Consider the following 16,358-nt stretch of genomic DNA (forward strand, 5'->3'; position numbering starts at 1 on the left):
ATCTGATTCGGAGGGCTTGCAGACAGGCCCCGCCCAGCTGTCCATTGCATGGCACCGGCGACTGGACCGGCCTGCCATGAAGACTTTGGACTACAAGCCGGGTTTCCGGCTGCGTCTAGCTTGGCCTTGTCGAAACATCAACAAGGAGACTTCGATGAAGCTGACACGACGTATTGCACCGACCCTGGTTGCAGTTCTCATGGGCGCCTGCGTGGCCCCGCTTGCATTGGCTGCGGGCGGCGGCTCGGGAGGCGGCGGTGGGGGCGCTGGCGGGGGCGGGGGAGGTGGCGGCGGCAGTGCCGGCGCAGGCGTGGGTGCCGGTGCGGGAGGCAATGGCGCCGGCGCGGCCAGCGGGTCCAATGCCTCGGCCAATGCAGCCACCCCGGCGACACCCGCCACGCCCGCGACGCCAGCCACGAGTACATCGCCTGCAACGCCAGCCACGCCTGCGACGCCGGCCACCCCGTCGCAGCAGTCTTCGTCTTCGTCGTCCACGATGTCAGCCACGCCCGCGACGCCGGCAGTGCCCGGTTCCAAGGCCGACAGCACGACGACGACGCCTGCGGTGCCTGCAACGCCGGCACCGAAGAGGTAAGGAACGGGGCCAGCCTGTCTGCCCGCCCGATGGCTGGATCAGGCCAGTTGCCCGCTGGCCAGTGCCGCGGCGGCAGCGCGCGTCTCGACGCCCAGCTTCTCGAAGATGTGCTCGAGATGCTTGTTGACCGTGCGCGGGCTGGTGCCGAGGATCTCGCCGATGTCGCGGTTGGTCTTGCCCTTGGCGAGCCATGAGAGCACTTCGGTCTCGCGCGGTGTGAGCGCCGCTTCGGCCAGCCGGGCCGAGGGCGTGCCCGCGGTCCCCTCGCGCTGCGTCGCGAACAGCAGCATGGTCTCGCCGAGCGCCGCGGCGCCGAGGTTGCGCACCGAGATGCGTGCGCCCGCCGTGGTGACCAGCGCAATGGCTGCACCAGGCGCCAGCGCGGATTCGAGCGAGGCGGGCAGCAGCCCGGCGGCCGGCGGTGCATCGAGTGCGTGGAGCCACAGCGCAGCCTGCGGCGAGCGCCATGCGATGCGCCCGCGCGCGTCGACGAAGACCACGCCCATGCCGGCCACGTCGACCGCGTCGCGCGCCATGCGCGTGATGCGTGCGTTGCGCGTGTGGGTGTGCAGCCGTGCCAGCACCTCCTGCGCGCGGATCGGCTTCACCACGTAGTCGACACCGCCGCATTCGAAGCCCTCGACCACGTGCGCCGTCTCCGAGAGGCCGGTCATGAACAGCACCGGAATGTGCGCAAGCGCCGCATTGGCCTTGATGCGCCGGCAGGTCTCGAAGCCCGACAGGCCGGGCATCAGGCCGTCGAGCAGGATCGCGTCGGGCACCACCAGTTCGAGGCGCTGCAGCGCAGCCTCGCCATCGGCCGCGACGAGCACGGTGTAGCCGCTGGATTCGAGGGTGTCGCACAGCATGCCGAGGCTGCTGGGGGCGTCGTCCACCACCAGCACCACGGGGCGTTCGGTTTCAGGGGGCGAGAGTGTCTGCATCTTGTTCTGCGAGTGCCTTGCGGAGCTTGTCGAGTTCGAAACGGTTGACCATGCCGCGCAGCCAGGTGCAGGTGGCCGCGGCCGGCGGGGATGCGGCGGCGAGCCGGTCGAGCACCTGGTGCAGGCCGCGCACATGTCCCATCTGCACCAGCCGCATCAGCTCGGCGCGGTCGTCTTCCGAGAGCGCGAGCTGCACCGGCCGTGGCGCGATGTCGACGGCGGGCGGCATTGCGGCGTCGCTCGACGCCAGCCATTCGAGCCCGAGGTGGCGCTCCAGCGTGGCGATCAGCTCCGACTCGATGACCGGCTTGCCAACGAAGGCCTGGCAGCCCGCGGCGCGCAGCAGGTCGCCCTGGTTCTCGAACATGTTGGCCGAGACGATGATGATCGGCAGGCGATCGAAGCCCGAGGCGCGCACCAGTGCCGCGGTCTGCCAGCCATCCATGTCGTCCATGGTGAGGTCCAGCAGGATGGCGGAAGGCAGGTTCTCGCGCAGGCTGTCCAGGCATTCGGTGCCGCTCGCGGCCTCGCGCACCTCGAAGCCCAGCGGTGCGAGCATGCCGGCCAGCATCTGGCGCTGCACCGGCTGGTCGTCGACCACCAGCAGCGTGCGCCGCGCGCCGATGTAGCCCGACACCGGCCGCCGTGTCTCTGCCTGGGGGCCGGGGTCGGCCACTTCGCGCAGGTACACCCGCACGCTGAAGGTGCTGCCCGTGGGCGAGGTAGCGGCCAGCGCGAGTTCGCCGCCCATCAGCGATGTGAGCAGGCCTGTGATGGTGAGGCCGAGGCCCGTGCCGGGCTCGCCGCGCCGGCGCCCGGCGGCGCCGCGCTCGAACGGGAGAAAAATGCGCTGGTGGTCCTGCGGCGCCACGCCGATGCCGGTGTCGACCACGTCGAAGCGCAGCACTTCGCGCCGCGCATCCACGTGCAGCGTGACCGTGCCGCTGTCGGTGAAGCGCACCGCGTTGGCCAGCAGGTTGATGAGGATCTGGCGCAGCCGCTTGGCATCAGCATGCACCCAGGGCGGCAGCCGCCCGCTGTGGGTGTACACGAACGCAAGGCCCTTGTTCTCCGCCTGCGGCCGCACCATGTGCACCACCTCGTCCAGAAACGCCGGCAGCGCGAGCGCAGCGGGCTCCAGCTGCAAGCGTCCGGCCTCGATGCGCGCGAGGTCGAGCAGGCCGTCGATCAGCCCGAGCATGTGCTCGCCGCTGCGCTGGATGGTCTGCACGGCTTCCCGCGGCGGCGCCACGGCCTCGCCCTTGAGCAGGATCTGCGAGTAGCCCAGGATGCTGTTGAGCGGCGTGCGCAGCTCGTGCGTCATGCCGGCCACGTAGCGGGTCTTGGCCTGGTTGGCGGCTTCGGCGGCTTCCTTCGCGGTCTGCAGGGCGGCGTCGGTGCGCTGGTGCGCCTCGATCTCGACAGTGAGCAGGTGGTTGTGGCGGTTCGATTCCTCCTGCGCCATCTGCCGGCTCTCGCTGCCCAGCACGATCCACCAGGCGGCCACCGCCGCCACCAGCGACAGCAGCGCGAACACCTTGAGGAAGGCGCTGCGCAGGGCCGGGTCCACCGCATCGGCGCCCACGATGGCCTCCTGCGCATACACCACGCCCATCACCGTGGCCAGCAGCGCCACCAGCGAAGTGGCCACCATCAGGTAGTGCGCCACGCGAAAGTTGAGCCGGCCCGACAGCGCGGGCGGCAGCAGCGCCTGGAGCCAGCCGCTCATCTGCTCGGCCGCGCGGGAATCGGTCTTGCAGCGGTCGTGGCAGCGCGATTCGAGCGTGCAGCACAGCGAGCAGATCGGCGCGCTGTAGGCCGGGCAGTGCGCCATGTCTTCCGACTCGAAGCTGTTGTCGCACACCGAGCACTTCACGATCTGCCCGGGCGTCCAGCGCCGGATGTCGCTGCGCGCCAGGTAGTAGCGCCCGCGCGTGCGCCAGGCCAGCAGCGGCGAGACCAGAAGCGCCGTGATCAGCGCGATGAAAGGCGAGAACGCGCGGGCCCACTGGCCCAGCACGCCGGAATACGCCAGCATGGCGAGCGCGGCCGCCACCAGCATCGCACCCAGGCCGACCGGATTGATGTCGTACAGGTGCGCGCGCTTGAACTCGATGGTGCGCGGGCTCCAGCCCAGCGGCTTGTTGATGACCAGGTCAGCCACCAGCGCGCCGACCCAGGCAATGGCGATGTTGCTGTAGAAGCCCAGCACGTGCTCCAGCGCCGCGAACACGCCCAGCGTCATCAGCAGGATCGCGATGACCACGTTGAACACCAGCCACACCACGCGCCCCGGGTGGCTGTGCGTGAGCCGCGCGAAGAAGTTCGACCACGCCAGCGAGCCCGCATAGGCGTTGGTGAGGTTGATCTTCATCTGCGAGACCACCACGAACAGCGTGGTGATCGCCAGCACCCAGGCCGGATCGCGCAGCACGTACGAAAAGCCCGTGAGGTACATCAGCGTGGGCTCGACGGCGTGCCTGGCGGGAATCTCGTGCTGCAGCGCCAGAAAGGCCAGGAAGGCGCCGCCCATCATCTTGAGCATGCCCGGCACGATCCAGCCCGGGCCCGCCACCAGCACCGCGGCCCACCAGCGGCCCCGGTTGGCGGCGGTCTTCTCGGGCAGGAAGCGCAGGTAGTCGACCTGCTCGCCGATCTGCACCACCAGCGAGAAGGCCACCGTGGCGGCGGCGCCGAACATCAGCGGGTCGAAGCTGCTGCTGTCGGAGCTGCGGCCCACCAGGCCGGTGAAGTCGGCATACAGCCCGGGCTTCTTCACCAGCACCGCGATGAAGGGGCACACGAACAGCACGATCCAGATCGGCTGCGTCCACAGCTGCAGGCCCGAGATCAGCGTGATGCCGCGCATCACCAGCGGCACGATCACGATCGACGACAGCAGGTAGAGCAGCGGCAGCGGCCAGTCGAGGTACAGCTGCAGCGCCAGCGCGAGGATGGCCGCCTCCAGCGCGAAGAAGATGAAGGTGAAGCTCGCGTAGATCAGCGAGGTGAGGGTGGAGCCCAGGTAGCCGAAGCCCGCGCCGCGCGTGAGCAGGTCCATGTCCACGCCATGCCGGGCCGCGTAGTAGGAGATCGGCAGGCCGGTGAGGAAGGTGATGAGCCCCACCACCAGGATGGCCCACAGCGCGTTCGAGAAGCCGTAGCTCAGCGCGATGGCGCCGCCGATGGCCTCCAGCGCCAGGAACGAGGTGGCGCCGAAGGCCGCGTTGGCGACGCGGAACTCCGACCACTTGCGGAAGCTGCGCGGCGTGTAGCGCAGCGCGTAGTCCTCCAGCGTTTCGTTCGCAACCCACGCGTTGTAGTCGCGGCGGATGCGAAAGATCTTCTGGCCGGTGACGGATGGCATGGTGGGCTCTGGCGGCGAGGGCGGCGTTGGCATGGCAGGCAGACACAGCAAGAAGCGCTCCCTGCAACTGCCCGGCCTGTGCACGGCCTGCGAGTCTGGCCGCTGGAGGCGTCCTGGCCGCTACGTTGAATGACGTATTCGCGGTGGCGCAGGTGATTTCTAAAGTACCAGCCATGGTGCTCGGGGCACCTTCCGATGCACTGCGATGGTGCGCGGCTCTTCTTTCCAACAACCTGCCTGGAGTTTCCTGATGTCGCGTGATTCCGATCCCTCCCTCGATGCCCTGGCATTGCGCCGCCGCCGATTGCTGCAAGGCGCCGCCGCGCTGCCCGTGATGGGCCTGAGCGGCCTGAGCTTCGGCCAGTCGCAGTTCCCCACCGCCAAGGTCAATACCACCAAGCTTGCGGTGACCGACACCGAGGTGACCGTGGGCCAGCTGCATTCGTCCTCCGGCACCATGGCCATTTCGGAGACCGGCTCCATCCAGGCCGAGCAACTCGCCATCGACCAGATCAACGCGATGGGCGGCATCCTCGGCCGCAAGATCAAGGTCATCAAGGAAGACGGCGCCTCCGACTGGCCGACCTTTGCCGAGAAGTCGAAGAAGCTATTGGTCAACGACCACTGCGCCGCCGTCTTCGGCTGCTGGACCAGCGCCTCGCGCAAGGCCGTGCTGCCGGTGTTCGAGAAGGAGAACGGCCTCCTGTACTACCCGACCTTCTACGAAGGCCTGGAGCAGAGCAAGAACGTGATCTACACCGGCCAGGAAGCCACGCAGCAGATCATCTGGGGCCTGGACTGGGGCGCCAAGGAGAAGAAGGCCAAGACCTTCTTCCTCGTGGGCTCCGACTACATCTGGCCGCGCACCTCGATGAAGATCGCGCGCAAGCACATCGAGAACTTCCAGAAGGGTTCGGTCAAGGGCGAGGAGTACTACCCGCTGGGCCACACCAACTTCAACTCGCTGATCAACAAGATCAAGGTGGCCAAGCCCGACTGCATCTTCGCGGCGGTGGTGGGCGGCTCCAACGTGGCCTTCTACAAGCAGCTGAAGGCCGCGGGCATCACGGGCGACAAGCAGTTCCTGCTGACGCTGGCCGTGACGGAAGACGAGATGACCGGCGTGGGCGGCGAGAACTTCGCGGGCTTCTACTCGTCGATGAAGTACTTCCAGACGCTGGACAACCCGAACAACAAGAAGTTCGTGGAGGCCTTCAAGGCCAAGTACGGCAAGGACGCGGTGATCGGCGACGTGACGCAGGCGGGCTACCTGGGCCCGTGGCTCTGGAAGGCGGCGGTGGAGAAGGCCGGCAGCTTCGACGTGGACAAGGTGGTGGCCGGCTCGCCGGGCATCGAGCTGAAGACGGCGCCCGAAGGCTACGTGAAGCTGGACGCGAACCATCACCTGTGGAGCAAGGCGCGCATCGGGCAGGGGCAACTGGACGGGACGTTCAAGGTGGTGGCGGAGTCGAGCGAGCTGATCAAGCCGGATCCGTTTCCGAAGGGGTACCAATAAATCCCTGATGACTTTCTCCCTCCCCTTCCGGGGGAGGGCAGGGGTGGGGGCAAGCGGCGTTGCCAATGGGCACGCCCTGCCTGCCCCCATCCCAACCTTCCCCCGGAGGGGGAAGGAGCCAATACCCAAACACCTGGAACCTGTCGCCATGACTCTGTCGGACATGATGAACATCGGCCTCATGCAGGGCTTCGCGGGGCTGAGCCTTTTCGCGGTGCTGTTGCTGATGGGCCTGGGCCTGGCGATCATCTTCGGCCAGATGGGCGTGATCAACATGGCGCATGGCGAGTTCATGACCATCGGCGCCTATTCCATCTACCTGGCCGCGCGCGTCACCGAAAGCCTGGCGCCGGCGTTCATGCCGTACTACTTTCCGATCGCGATCGGCCTGGCCTTCGTGTTCGCCTTCATCGTCGGCTGGATCGTGGAGTGGGTGCTGATCCGCCACCTCTACAAGCGCCCGCTCGACACGCTGCTCGCCACCTGGGGCGTGAGCCTGGGGCTGCAGCAGATCTTTCGCACCTTCATCGGCCCGAAGGAAGTGAGCCCCACGCTGCCCGAGTGGCTCATGGGCTCGTGGACGCCGCACGAGGGCCTCGACATTCCGATCAACGGCCTGTTCGTGCTGGCGCTCACCGCGCTTGTGACCGGCGGCGTGCTGATCGCACTGCACAAGAGCCGTTGGGGCCTGCGCGTGCGTGCCACCGTGGCCAACCGCACCATGGCCAACGCTACCGGCATCGACACCATGAAGACCGACCGCCTGACCTTCGCGATCGGCTGCGGCATCGCCGGCGTGGCGGGCGCGGCCTTCACCACCATCGGCTCGACCGGGCCGACCTCGGGCTCGCTCTACATCGTCGACGCTTTCCTGGTCGTCACTTTCGGCGGCGCGGCCAGCCTGCTGGGCACCGTGGTCTCGGCCTTCGGCATTGCGCAGACGCAATCGGTCTCGGAGTTCTTCATGACCGGCTCGATGGCCAAGGTGCTGACGCTGTCGCTGATCGTGCTGATCCTGATGATGCGGCCGCAAGGGCTCTTCGCCGTCAAGGTCCGCCGCTGATGAACCCGAACCCTTCCTGGAGAACGTTCCGATGATGAATTTCATCAAGGCCTCGATCCTGCGCTACCAGCTCGGCAGCCTCTTGCTGCTGGTGCTGCTGCTGGCGGTCGTGCTGCCGCTGTCGCTCGACATCTTTCGCCTCAACCTGGTGGGCAAGTACCTTACCTATGCCTTCGTGGCCGTCGGCCTCGTGATGGTGTGGGGCTACGGCGGCGTGCTGAGCCTGGGGCAGGGCGTGTTCTTCGGCATCGGCGGCTACGCGATGGCGATGTTCCTCAAGCTCGAAGCCTCCGACCCCGTTACGACCAAGATCCAGTCGACGCCCGGCATTCCGGACTTCATGGACTGGAACCAGATCACCGAGCTGCCCGCGCTGTGGCTGCCGTTCAAGAGCCTGCCGCTGAGCCTGGCGCTGGTGGTGCTGGCGCCGATGGCGCTGGCCTGGCTGGTGAGCTTTGCGATGTTCAAGCGCCGCGTGGGCGGCGTGTACTTTGCGATCATCACGCAGGCGGTGGCGCTGATCTGCACCGTGCTCATCATCGGCCAGCAGGGCTACACGGGTGGCGTCAACGGCATGACCGACCTGAAAACGATGCTGGGCTGGGACACGCGCACCGACGGTGCCAAGTACGTTCTCTACTACGTCTGCGTCGGCCTGCTGATCGCCAGCATCGTGCTGTGCCGCTGGATCCAGACCAGCAAGCTCGGCACGCTGCTGCTCGCCATGCGCGACAAGGAAGACCGCGTGCGCTTCTCGGGCTACGACGTGTCGAACTTCAAGGTCTTCATCTTCTGCCTGGCGGCCGGGCTCTCGGGCATCGGCGGCGCGATGTTCGCGCTGCAGGTGGGCTTCATGTCGCCGAGCTTCGTGGGCATCGTGCCGTCGATCGAGATGGTGATCTTCTGCGCCGTGGGCGGCCGCATGAGCCTCGTGGGCGCGGTCTACGGCGCGTTGCTGGTGAACGCGGGCAAGACGCTGTTCTCGGAGAGCTTTCCGGACCTGTGGCTGTTCCTGATGGCCGGCCTCTTCATCGGCGTGACCATGGCCTTCCCGATGGGGCTCGCAGGCCTGTGGGACGAAAAGATCAGGCCCTGGTGGAAGGAGCGCCGCAAGGCGCTGCGCGAGGCCGCGGTGCAGCCGCCCGTATCCACGCCGATGCCGCCCACACCTGTCTCTCTTTCCTCGCCGTCTTCGCCCGCACCGCAGTTGCCTGAAGGCGTTGGCAGCCAGAGCGCCTGAACCCGGAGCCACACCTCATGAGCAACACCGACTTCGCGCTTGCCGTGGAAGACCTCAGCGTTTCGTTCGACGGCTTCAAGGCTATCGACGACCTCACGCTCTACATCGACAGGAACGAGCTGCGCGTGATCATCGGCCCCAACGGCGCGGGCAAGACCACGCTGCTCGACCTGATCTGCGGCAAGACGCGCGCCAGCGGCGGCAGCATCAAGTTCAAGAACACCGAGCTCACGAAGATGGCCGAGCACAAGCGCGTGCGGCTGGGCATCGGCCGCAAGTTCCAGACGCCGTCGATCTACGAGAACCTCAGCGTGTTCCAGAACCTCGAGGTGTCTTTTCCGAAAGGCCGCTCGGTGCTCGGCGCGCTGGCGTTCAAATGCGACGACGAGGTCAAGGCCAAGGTGCAGGCGGTGGCCGAGGACATCGGCCTGGCCGACCGGCTGCGCACCGAGGCGGGCCTGCTGAGCCACGGGCAGAAGCAGTGGCTGGAGATCGGCATGCTGCTGATGCAGGAGCCCGAGTTGCTGATGCTCGACGAGCCCATTGCCGGCATGAGCGCGCGCGAACGCGAACTCACGGCCGAGCTGCTCAAGCGCATCTGCCAGAACCGCGCGGTGATCGTCATCGAGCACGACATGGCGTTCGTGAAGCAGATCGCACACAAGGTCACGGTGATGCACCAGGGAAAGATCCTGGCCGAAGGGCCGATGGAGAAGGTGCAGGCGGATCCGAAGGTCATTGACGTTTATCTGGGGCACTAGATGAAGTGCAGTCGTTCAGGGCGCGCTCCCGCCGACGGGGTACGCGGCGAAGCGAATGTCCCCCGGCCTTCGGCCTCCTCCTTTATTTCGCTGCGCAAGGCACCCCATCGACGTGATCGTTGGGCAGAGCGGCTGTTGATCAGCGGTACACCCACAGCGCGTCCAGATGCGCAGGGCATCGGGTGCTCCCCGCAGCGAAATAAAGGAGGAGCCGAAGGCGGGGGACATTCGCGGAGGGGAGTACCCGGTGGCCTGTGCACCCGCCCTGGACAACAGCGGCAAGAATCAACAACAGGAGCCTGAGAGATGAGCAACATCATGCTGAAGGTCGAAGACCTGCACGTAGCCTACGGCCAGAGCGAGGCGTTGCATGGCATTTCCTTCGAGGGCCATGCCAACGAGACCGTGGCCATCATGGGCCGCAACGGCATGGGCAAGACCACGCTGTTCAAGAGCCTCATGGGCGTGCTGCCCATCAGGAGCGGGCGCATCGAGGTCGCGGGCCAGGACGTGTCGCGCGACGAGAGCTTCAGGCGCGTCGCCAAGGGCATCGCCTACGTGCCGCAGGGCCGCATGATCTTCCCGACCCTCACAGTGGAAGAGAACATCCAGACCGGCCTCGAGAACTCGAAGACAAAACGCATCCCCGAAGAGATCTACGCCCTGTTCCCCGTGCTCTGGGACATGAAGCGCCGCAAGGGCGGCAACCTCTCCGGCGGCCAGCAGCAGCAGCTGGCCATTGCGCGCGCCCTCGTCACCGATCCCAAGGTGCTGCTGCTCGACGAGCCCACCGAAGGAATCCAGCCTTCGATCATCAAGGACATCGCCAAGGCGCTCAACGAGATCCGCAAGCTGCGCGGCATCACCATCGTCGTGTCCGAGCAGGTGCTGAGTTTTGCGTTGGACGTGGCTGACCGGCTCTTCGTGATCGAAGGCGGTCGGCTCGTACACGAAACGGCGCGCGACAAAACCGATGTCGATCACATCAAAGCCTATCTCTCCGTTTAACCACAACCCAACCAGGAGCCACTGCAAATGACGGACACGCTGATCAAGGTCGACCTGACCAAGACGCCCACCGAGAACGAGATGATCCACAACCGCTGGCATCCGGACATTCCGATGGCCTGCTGGGTCAACCCGGGCGACGATTTCATCCTCGAGACCTTCGACTGGACCGGCGGCTTCATCAAGAACAACGACAGCGCCGACGACGTGCGCGACATCGACCTGAGCACCGTGCACTACCTCTCGGGCCCCGTGGGCGTGAAGGGCGCCGAGCCCGGCGACCTGCTGGTGGTGGACCTGCTCGACATCGGCGCCAAGCAGGACAGCCTCTGGGGCTTCAACGGCTTCTTCTCGAAGAAGAACGGCGGCGGCTTCCTGACCGACCACTTTCCCGAAGCGCAGAAATCCATCTGGGACTTCAAGGGCATGTTCACCAGCTCGCGCCACGTGCCGGGCGTGAACTTCGCGGGCCTGATCCACCCCGGCCTGATCGGCTGCCTGCCCGACAAGCCGATGCTCGACATGTGGAACGAGCGCGAGGGCAAGCTCATTGCCACCGACCCGGACCGCGTGCCCGGCCTGGCCAATCCGCCGTTCGCCGGTACCGCCCACATGGGCAAGATGACCGGCGAAGCGCGCGCCAGGGCGGCGGCCGAAGGCGCGCGCACCGTGCCGCCGCGCGAGCACGGCGGCAACTGCGACATCAAGGACCTGTCGCGCGGCTCGAAGGTGTTCTTCCCGGTGTACGTCGATGGCGCGGGCCTCAGCGTGGGCGACCTGCATTTCAGCCAGGGCGACGGCGAGATCACCTTCTGCGGCGCCATCGAGATGGCCGGCTGGGTGCACATGAAGGTCACGCTCATCAAGGGCGGCATGGCCAAGTACGGCATCAGGAACCCGATCTTCAAGCCGAGCCCGATCACGCCGCAGTACAACGACTACCTGATCTTCGAAGGCATCTCGGTCGACGAGGCCGGCAAGCAGTACTACCTGGATGTGAACGTGGCCTACCGCCAGGCCTGCCTGAATGCCATCGAGTACCTGAAGAAATTCGGCTATTCGGGCGCGCAGGCCTACTCGATCCTGGGCACCGCGCCCGTGCAGGGCCACATCAGCGGCGTGGTCGACGTGCCCAACTCCTGCGCCACGCTCTGGCTGCCCACGCAGATCTTCGACTTCGACATCAACCCGAACGCAGCGGGGCCGATGAAGATGATCGACGGCAGCATCGACATGCCGCTGTCGCACGACCTGGCCTGACGGACGCGCCCATGCCCACCTACGACTACGCCTGCGGCCAGTGCGGCGGCTTCGAGGCGCTGCGGCCTTCGGGCCAGCGCGACGAGCCCGCCGCGTGCCCCGACTGCGGCTGCGCATCGCCGCGCGTGCTTTCGGCGGCGCCGCGGCTCGCGTTGATGGCCTCTGGCACGCGCCGCGCGATGGAGACCAACGAGCGCGCCCGGCACGAGCCGGGCAGCTCGCGCGACTACGCGCGCTTCAAGCATCCGGCGGGCTGCGGCTGCTGCTCGGGTTCGTCGTCGCGGCGCAGTGCGACAGTCACGGCGGCGAACGGCGCCAAGTCGGCGCCTTCGAAGCGGCCCTGGATGATTTCGCACTAATGCCGGGCTAATAATTTGTGGCGTGCAGCGGGCCGGCGCCGGCCGATTGTTTCAATCCCGTGAACGCCGCGATTCCGTTTGCGGCGGTTTTTTTGGGGCCTTCAGGATCACACTTCATTTCACCAACCAACCCATTAGGAGATTGAAATGAATGCCTCGAAAGTCCTCGCTGCTGCTGCCCTCTCGCTCCTGGCTGCCGCCGGTGCGCATGCAGAAACCTACGAAGGCGTGCTGACCGTGAACTCCGGCGTCTCGCGCGCCGAAGTCGCGCCGCAAGCCGTTGCCGCCGCCCGCGCCGGCAATGAATACGGCGACGGTGCCGCCGCTGGCGCACAAGCCTTCACCTCGACCGCCGACCGTGCAGTGATCCAGGCCGAAGCCGTTGCCAAGGCGCATGACCCGCTCGCAAGTCTCGACCGCCGCGCGTTCTACCGCGACGAAGTGCCGCAAGCCTACAAGAAGCCCAGCGTGTCGTTCACGCGCCAGGCCGGCCTCTGAGCCGAAGCTGGCCCTTGATCGGCGCAATGAAGAACGGGCCCTCGACGGGGCCCGTTTTTTTGTTTTTCCGCGCCGGTCATCCGATCCTGAATACCTTGGCCTGGCCGTTGCACAGGGCGCGCAGCTCGTCGCCCTCGATCTCGATGTGCGTCCAGGTGGCGAACACGCCATCGCCGTCCGACAGTTCGATGCTGTCGGCAGACAGCGCGCTCCAGCGAAACAGCGGCGCGCAGGTGGGGCCGTCCCTTTCTCCGAGGACCGCGGCGACGGTGCCGTCCGGATCGAAGCGATAGCTCTCGACCGCCGTTTCGGAGACCAGTGCCAGGCGGCGCGCGGTGGGCACGGGTGGTTTCATCGGCGCTCCCTGCCGCGCATCATTCGCGCGTGAGCGCGAAGCTCTTCCTGATGCCGCCCGTGGCCGAAGGCGCCACCCACAGATCGAACTCTCCGGGCTCCACCGTCGGTTTCATGTCGCGGCCGACGAACTGCAGGTCGTCCGCGCGCAGCGTGAACTCGACCACCTTCGACGCCGCGGGCTCGATGCGCACCTTGCGGAAGTTCTTGAGCTCGCGCACGGGCCGCGTCACGCTCGCGGCGCGTTCGGCGGTATACAGCTGCACCACTTCCTCGGCCTCGCGCCGGCCGGTGTTGGTGACGGTGGCGCGCACACGCAGTGTGCCGCCGATCGGCAGCCGGTCCTGGCTCAGTTCCACACTGTCGTAGCGCACCGGCGCATAGCCGATGCCATGGCCGAAGGGGTAGAGCGCCTGGTTCGTGGTGTCCACGTAGCGGGTCTTGAAAGCCATGGCCTGGTCGTTGTCGGGCAGCGGCCGGCCGGTGCGCTTCTGGCCGTAGTAGAAGGGCACCTGGCCGGAGGCCCGCGGAAAGCTCACCGGCAGCCGGCCCGAGGGATTGAAGTCGCCGAACACCACGTCGGCAATGGCCGTGCCGGTCTGCACGCCCAGAAACCAGGTGACGAGGATCGCGTCGGCATCGCGCACCGCGCCCTTGAGCGCCATCGCGCGGCCGTTGCTCAGCAGCACGACCACCGGCTTGCCGGTGGCGGCCACGGCCTCGGCCAGGTCCTGCTGGGCCTGTGGAATGCCGATGTCGGTTCGCGAGCGGGCTTCGCCCGACATGCGCTCGCTCTCGCCGATGGCGAGCACCACCACGTCGGCATCGCGCGCGGCGGCCACGGCGGCCTCGATGCCGCCGGCCAGCGGCGCATCGATGCCCGAGCCGCGCACCACCGCCAGCGCAGCGGGATCGGCCAGCGCGGCGCGCAGGCCTTCGTCGATGCCGACCGGTGCCGACTGGCCCGGGAACAGGCTCCACGCGCCGAGCAGGTCCTGCGTGCCCGAGGCGAAGGGTCCGATCAGCGCGATCTTCCGGCCCGACCTGGGCAGCGGCAGCACCGCGCGCTCGTTCTTCAGCATCACGATGGAACGGCGCGCATCCTCGCGCGCGAGCGCGATGTGCGCGGGGTTGTCGGCCCGGGGCTTTGCCGGTGCGGCATCGAGCCCGCGAAAAGGTGCATCGAAGAGGCCCAGCCTCTGCTTGACCCACAGCACGCGGCGCACCGCGTCGTCCAGGCGCGCCATCGGCACTTCGCCCGAGGCCACGAGTTCGGGCAGGTAGCGCATGTACAGGCCGCTCTGCATGCTGACGTCGGTGCCGGCCAGGAACGACTGCTTGGCCGCCTGCCGGCCGTCGGCGGCATAGCCGTGCGCGATCAGCTCCTCGTCGGCCGTGTAGTCGGACACCACGAAGCCCTTGAACTTCCACTCGTCGCGCAGCACGCCCGTCAGGAGCGCAGGGTTCGCGATGGACGGAATGCCGGAGATCTCGTTGAAGGCGCTCATGACCGAGAGCGCGCCCGCGTCCAGCGCGGCGCGGAACGGCGGCAGGTAGACCTGGCGCAGCGTGCGCTCGGAGATGTCGGTGGCGGCATAGTCGAGCCCGCCTTCGGCGGCGCCATAGGCCGCGAAATGCTTGGGCGTGGCCAGCAGCGAATCGGCGTGCGACAGGTCTGTGCCCTGGAAGCCGCGCACGCGCGCGGCCGCGAACTGGTTGGCCAGGTACACGTCTTCGCCCGCGCCCTCGATGCCGCGGCCCCATCGCGCGTCGCGTGCAATGTCCACCATCGGCGCGAAGGTCCAGCGAAAGCCGTCGGCGCTGGCTTCCACCGCGGCCGCGCGCGCGGTGCGCTCGGCGAGTTCGGGCTCCCAGCTCGCGGCTTCGGCCAGCGGCATCGGGAAGATGGTGCGAAAGCCGTGGATCACGTCGGCGCCATAGAGCAGGGGGATGCCCAGGCGCGATTCGCGCACGGCCACTTCCTGCAGCACCCGCTTGCGCTCCAGCCCCTCGTTATTGAACAGGCCCGTGAGGCGGCCGGCGCGCACGTCGTCGATCTCCTGCTGGGCATTGCGCTGGCCGGCCTGCGGGTTGCCGGGAATGTTGGTGTTGGCGGGGCCGTAGAGGCTGAGCTGGCCGACCTTCTCCTCGACCGTCATGCGGGCGATGAGCGATTCGACGCGGGCATCCGCGCCCGCGGCGCCCTCGGCGGTGGCCGGGGCTGCTTGGGAGACGGGGGAGAAGGGAAGAAAACAGGCCAGGCCCAGCAGGGCCGCCATGGCGGGGATTCGAACGTGCATGGCCCGCCATTGTCCCGCCAAAGCGAGGCCGCACGGTCTGCTCGGGCTTTTGGCGGTAGGCGCGCAAGCCTATTCGGCAGTCGCGCCGGCGTCGCGGGCCACCTTCACCCACTTGGTGGTTTCGCTGCCGATGAAGGACTTGAGCTCGGCCGGCCGCATGTTGCCTGCTGTTACGCCTTGCTCCTCGAAGCGCCTGGCCACGTCCTGCTGCTGCAGCGCGCGGGCGACTTCGGCGTTCAGGCGCGTGACGAGGTCCGGCGGCGTGCCGTGGGGCGCCATGAGCGCGAACCAGGTGGTCATGTCGTAGCCCTTGAGGCCGGCCTCGTCGAGCGTGGGCACGCCCGGGTAGGCCGGCGATCGCTTCAGCGTGGTCACGGCCAGCGCATGCACTTTGCCGCCGCGCACGTGCGGTGCGGCCGACGGGCTGGTCTCGATGGCCATCTGGATCTGGCCGCCGATCAGGTCCGCCATCATCGGCGCGCCGCCCTTGTAGGGCACGTGGGTGACGTCGGTCCGGGTCATCGAGCGGAACAGTTCGCCCGAGATGTGCTCGGTGCTGCCGTTGCCGGCCGAGCCGAAGTTCACCTTGCCGGGATTCGCCTTGATGTAGGCCACCAGTTCAGCCACCGACCTGGCCGGCACCTTGTCGTTGACCACCAGCACGTTGGGCGTGGAGGCCACGAGCGCCACGGGCTCGAAGTCGCGCTGGAAGTCGTAAGGCAGGCGCTTGTAGAGGCCCGGCGCGATCGAATGCGCGATGGTGGCCAGGAACAGCGTGTAGCCGTCGGCCGGCGCCTTCGATGCGATGGCCGCGCCCACGGTGCCGCCGGCACCGCCGCGGTTGTCGATGATGACCGGCTGCCCGAGCGATTCCGAGAGCTTCTGGCCCACGGTGCGCGCGACGATGTCGGTGGTGCCGCCGGCCACGAAGGGCACGACGATGGTGATGGGCTTGGCCGGCCAGCCGGCCGCGAGCGCGGTCGATGCGGCAGCCGCCGCGAGCAGGGCGGCCATGCCGGCGCGCAGGAAGGAGGAGAGCGTTTTTTTCATCGCGGGAGTCCTGGTGTTGTCGTGGTCTTCGGAAAAAGCCGGT

14 protein-coding genes are annotated in these 16,358 nt (G+C 67.4%); 9 read left to right on the forward strand and 5 right to left on the reverse strand.

The features are described 5' to 3' along the window. Nucleotides 1–154: 154 nt before the first annotated feature. A complete protein-coding gene (locus FB547_RS19045; protein ID WP_145744919.1) occupies nucleotides 155–595 on the forward strand; it encodes a hypothetical protein in 441 nt (146 codons plus the stop codon). A 38-nt stretch (nucleotides 596–633) separates the two neighbouring features. Here FB547_RS19045 and FB547_RS19050 read toward each other — a convergent pair whose 3' ends face one another. After that, nucleotides 634–1,539, reverse strand: coding sequence for a response regulator transcription factor (locus FB547_RS19050; protein WP_145744921.1), 906 nt, complete (start codon nucleotides 1,537–1,539; stop codon nucleotides 634–636). Continuing rightward, nucleotides 1,517–4,906 (reverse strand): ATP-binding protein, encoded by a 3,390-nt coding sequence (locus FB547_RS19055; RefSeq protein WP_145744923.1) that lies wholly within the window; start codon nucleotides 4,904–4,906, stop codon nucleotides 1,517–1,519. The genes FB547_RS19050 and FB547_RS19055 overlap by 23 nt, the downstream gene beginning before the upstream one ends. Before the next feature lie 250 nt (nucleotides 4,907–5,156). Here FB547_RS19055 and urtA point away from each other — a divergent pair, with 250 nt between their 5' ends. The 8 genes from urtA (at nucleotide 5,157) to FB547_RS19095 (ending at nucleotide 12,611) form a co-directional block, all read left to right on the forward strand. Beyond that, nucleotides 5,157–6,422 (forward strand): urea ABC transporter substrate-binding protein, encoded by a 1,266-nt coding sequence (gene urtA / locus FB547_RS19060; protein ID WP_145744925.1) that lies wholly within the window; start codon nucleotides 5,157–5,159, stop codon nucleotides 6,420–6,422. Nucleotides 6,423–6,570: 148 nt separating this feature from the next. Next, nucleotides 6,571–7,485 carry an urea ABC transporter permease subunit UrtB gene (gene urtB, locus FB547_RS19065; RefSeq protein WP_145744926.1) on the forward strand — a complete coding sequence of 305 codons (915 nt, stop codon included), beginning with the start codon at nucleotides 6,571–6,573 and terminating at the stop codon, nucleotides 7,483–7,485. 34 nt (nucleotides 7,486–7,519) lie between these two features. After that, nucleotides 7,520–8,725, forward strand: a complete 1,206-nt coding sequence (gene urtC, locus FB547_RS19070; protein WP_145745214.1) for an urea ABC transporter permease subunit UrtC — start codon at nucleotides 7,520–7,522, stop codon at nucleotides 8,723–8,725. A gap of 17 nt (nucleotides 8,726–8,742) precedes the next feature. Further along, nucleotides 8,743–9,486 carry an urea ABC transporter ATP-binding protein UrtD gene (urtD, locus tag FB547_RS19075; protein ID WP_145744928.1) on the forward strand — a complete coding sequence of 248 codons (744 nt, stop codon included), beginning with the start codon at nucleotides 8,743–8,745 and terminating at the stop codon, nucleotides 9,484–9,486. 318 nt (nucleotides 9,487–9,804) lie between these two features. Continuing rightward, complete coding sequence (urtE, locus tag FB547_RS19080; RefSeq protein WP_145745216.1) at nucleotides 9,805–10,494, forward strand: urea ABC transporter ATP-binding subunit UrtE; 690 nt, start codon at nucleotides 9,805–9,807, stop codon at nucleotides 10,492–10,494. Between the two features lie 27 nt (nucleotides 10,495–10,521). After that, nucleotides 10,522–11,754, forward strand: a complete 1,233-nt coding sequence (fmdA, locus tag FB547_RS19085; RefSeq protein WP_145744930.1) for a formamidase — start codon at nucleotides 10,522–10,524, stop codon at nucleotides 11,752–11,754. Nucleotides 11,755–11,765: 11 nt separating this feature from the next. After that, on the forward strand, nucleotides 11,766–12,113 hold the full coding sequence (locus FB547_RS19090) for an FmdB family zinc ribbon protein (RefSeq protein WP_145744931.1): 348 nt from the start codon (nucleotides 11,766–11,768) through the stop codon (nucleotides 12,111–12,113). 147 nt (nucleotides 12,114–12,260) lie between these two features. Beyond that, a complete protein-coding gene (locus FB547_RS19095) occupies nucleotides 12,261–12,611 on the forward strand; it encodes an alpha/beta hydrolase (RefSeq protein WP_145744933.1) in 351 nt (116 codons plus the stop codon). A 76-nt stretch (nucleotides 12,612–12,687) separates the two neighbouring features. Here the strand turns inward: FB547_RS19095 and FB547_RS19100 are convergent, their stop codons facing one another. The 3 genes from FB547_RS19100 to FB547_RS19110 all read right to left on the reverse strand — a co-directional run bounded on the left by FB547_RS19100 (nucleotide 12,688) and on the right by FB547_RS19110 (nucleotide 16,315). Further along, on the reverse strand, nucleotides 12,688–12,966 hold the full coding sequence (locus FB547_RS19100) for a lipocalin family protein (protein WP_145744935.1): 279 nt from the start codon (nucleotides 12,964–12,966) through the stop codon (nucleotides 12,688–12,690). 19 nt (nucleotides 12,967–12,985) lie between these two features. Beyond that, the gene (locus FB547_RS19105) at nucleotides 12,986–15,265 is read right to left on the reverse strand and encodes a glycoside hydrolase family 3 N-terminal domain-containing protein (protein WP_145744936.1); all 2,280 of its coding nucleotides are present in this window, start codon (nucleotides 15,263–15,265) and stop codon (nucleotides 12,986–12,988) included. A gap of 69 nt (nucleotides 15,266–15,334) precedes the next feature. Further along, a complete protein-coding gene (locus FB547_RS19110; RefSeq protein WP_145744938.1) occupies nucleotides 15,335–16,315 on the reverse strand; it encodes a tripartite tricarboxylate transporter substrate binding protein in 981 nt (326 codons plus the stop codon). Between the last annotated feature and the right edge of the window lie 43 nt (nucleotides 16,316–16,358).

Source organism: Variovorax beijingensis (genome assembly GCF_007828835.1).
In the GTDB taxonomy this organism is placed as follows: domain Bacteria; phylum Pseudomonadota; class Gammaproteobacteria; order Burkholderiales; family Burkholderiaceae_C; genus Variovorax; species Variovorax beijingensis_A.

Coding starts and splice junctions, on each gene's coding strand:
- FB547_RS19045 (WP_145744919.1), top strand. CDS start 155: ATGAAGCTGACACGACGTATTGCACCGACCCTGGTTGCAGTTCTCATG.
- FB547_RS19050 (WP_145744921.1), bottom strand. CDS start 1,539: ATGCAGACACTCTCGCCCCCTGAAACCGAACGCCCCGTGGTGCTGGTG.
- FB547_RS19055 (WP_145744923.1), bottom strand. CDS start 4,906: ATGCCATCCGTCACCGGCCAGAAGATCTTTCGCATCCGCCGCGACTAC.
- urtA (WP_145744925.1), top strand. CDS start 5,157: ATGTCGCGTGATTCCGATCCCTCCCTCGATGCCCTGGCATTGCGCCGC.
- urtB (WP_145744926.1), top strand. CDS start 6,571: ATGACTCTGTCGGACATGATGAACATCGGCCTCATGCAGGGCTTCGCG.
- urtC (WP_145745214.1), top strand. CDS start 7,520: ATGAATTTCATCAAGGCCTCGATCCTGCGCTACCAGCTCGGCAGCCTC.
- urtD (WP_145744928.1), top strand. CDS start 8,743: ATGAGCAACACCGACTTCGCGCTTGCCGTGGAAGACCTCAGCGTTTCG.
- urtE (WP_145745216.1), top strand. CDS start 9,805: ATGCTGAAGGTCGAAGACCTGCACGTAGCCTACGGCCAGAGCGAGGCG.
- fmdA (WP_145744930.1), top strand. CDS start 10,522: ATGACGGACACGCTGATCAAGGTCGACCTGACCAAGACGCCCACCGAG.
- FB547_RS19090 (WP_145744931.1), top strand. CDS start 11,766: ATGCCCACCTACGACTACGCCTGCGGCCAGTGCGGCGGCTTCGAGGCG.
- FB547_RS19095 (WP_145744933.1), top strand. CDS start 12,261: ATGAATGCCTCGAAAGTCCTCGCTGCTGCTGCCCTCTCGCTCCTGGCT.
- FB547_RS19100 (WP_145744935.1), bottom strand. CDS start 12,966: ATGAAACCACCCGTGCCCACCGCGCGCCGCCTGGCACTGGTCTCCGAA.
- FB547_RS19105 (WP_145744936.1), bottom strand. CDS start 15,265: ATGCACGTTCGAATCCCCGCCATGGCGGCCCTGCTGGGCCTGGCCTGT.
- FB547_RS19110 (WP_145744938.1), bottom strand. CDS start 16,315: ATGAAAAAAACGCTCTCCTCCTTCCTGCGCGCCGGCATGGCCGCCCTG.